This window comes from Dellaglioa sp. CoH-56-MRSF-12 (assembly GCF_056782075.1).
Map to the genome: position 1 here is coordinate 1,898 of NZ_JBXAYD010000010.1, position 1,400 is coordinate 3,297.

The 1,400-nt window shown below is 45.5% G+C and carries 1 rRNA gene (cut by a window edge); it reads right to left on the reverse strand.

The features are described from left to right. A 23S ribosomal RNA gene (locus AC1RPY_RS07550) occupies nucleotides 1–1,277 on the reverse strand; it reaches 1,742 nt to the left of the window's first position. Nucleotides 1,278–1,400: the final 123 nt, after the last annotated feature.

Here is a 1,400-nt window from a genome sequence, read left to right on the forward strand (position 1 = left end):
CAGTCCTTACGGTCTAGCTTCGTTGCCCTTAGAACGCTCTCCTACCACGGAACCCTAATGGGTTCCATCCACAATTTCGGTAACATGTTTAGCCCCGGTACATTTTCGGCGCAGAATCACTCGACTAGTGAGCTATTACGCACTCTTTAAATGGTGGCTGCTTCTGAGCCAACATCCTAGTTGTCTGTGCAATTCCACATCCTTTTCCACTTAACATGTATTTTGGGACCTTAATTGGTGGTCTGGGCTGTTTCCCTTTCGACTACGGATCTTATCACTCGCAGTCTGACTCCCGGATATAAATCAATGGCATTCGGAGTTTATCTGAATTCAGTAACCCTAGATGGGCCCCTAGTCCAAACAGTGGCTCTACCTCCATGATTCTTAATTCCGAGGCTAGCCCTAAAGCTATTTCGGAGAGAACCAGCTATCTCCAAGTTCGTTTGGAATTTCTCCGCTACCCACACCTCATCTCAGCATTTTTCAACATACATGAGTTCGGTCCTCCAGTGCGTTTTACCGCACCTTCAACCTGGACATGGGTAGGTCACTTGGTTTCGGGTCTACGTCTACTTACTATGGCGCCCTATTCAGACTCGCTTTCGCTACGGCTCCGTCTTATCAACTTAACCTCGCAAGCAAACGTAACTCGCCGGTTCATTCTACAAAAGGCACGCTATCACCCATTAACGGGCTCTAACTATTTGTAGGCACATGGTTTCAGGAACTATTTCACTCCCCTTCCGGGGTGCTTTTCACCTTTCCCTCACGGTACTGGTTCACTATCGGTCACTAGGGAGTATTTAGCCTTGGGAGATGGTCCTCCCGGATTCCGACGGAATTTCTCGTGTTCCGCCGTACTCAGGATACTGCTCTGAGAGATTTTCATTTAGTATACGGGGCTATCACCCTCTACGGCGAGTCTTCCCAGACTCTTCTACTATAAAAATCTTTGGTAACTCAAATGAGCAGTCCTACAACCCCAAGAAGCAAGCTTCTTGGTTTGGGCTCTTCCCTGTTCGCTCGCCGCTACTTAGGGAATCGATTTTTCTTTCTATTCCTGCAGGTAATTAGATGTTTCAGTTCCCTGCGTTTACCTCTATATAACCTATGTATTCAGTTAATAGTAACAGTCGATTAAAACTGCTGGGTTCCCCCATTCGGAAATCTCCGGATCAAAGCTTACTTACAGCTCCCCGAAGCATATCGGTGTTAGTCCCGTCCTTCATCGGCTCCTAGTGCCAAGGCATTCACCATGCGCCCTTGATAACTTAACCTAACTTTACTTAAAGCAAAGTGGTTTTGTTAAGAACTACGTTCTTAACTAATAAAACGCGGTGTTTCTCGGCTTATTGCTTAAAAATTTAATAAATATTATCTAGTTTTCAAAGAACAAATTT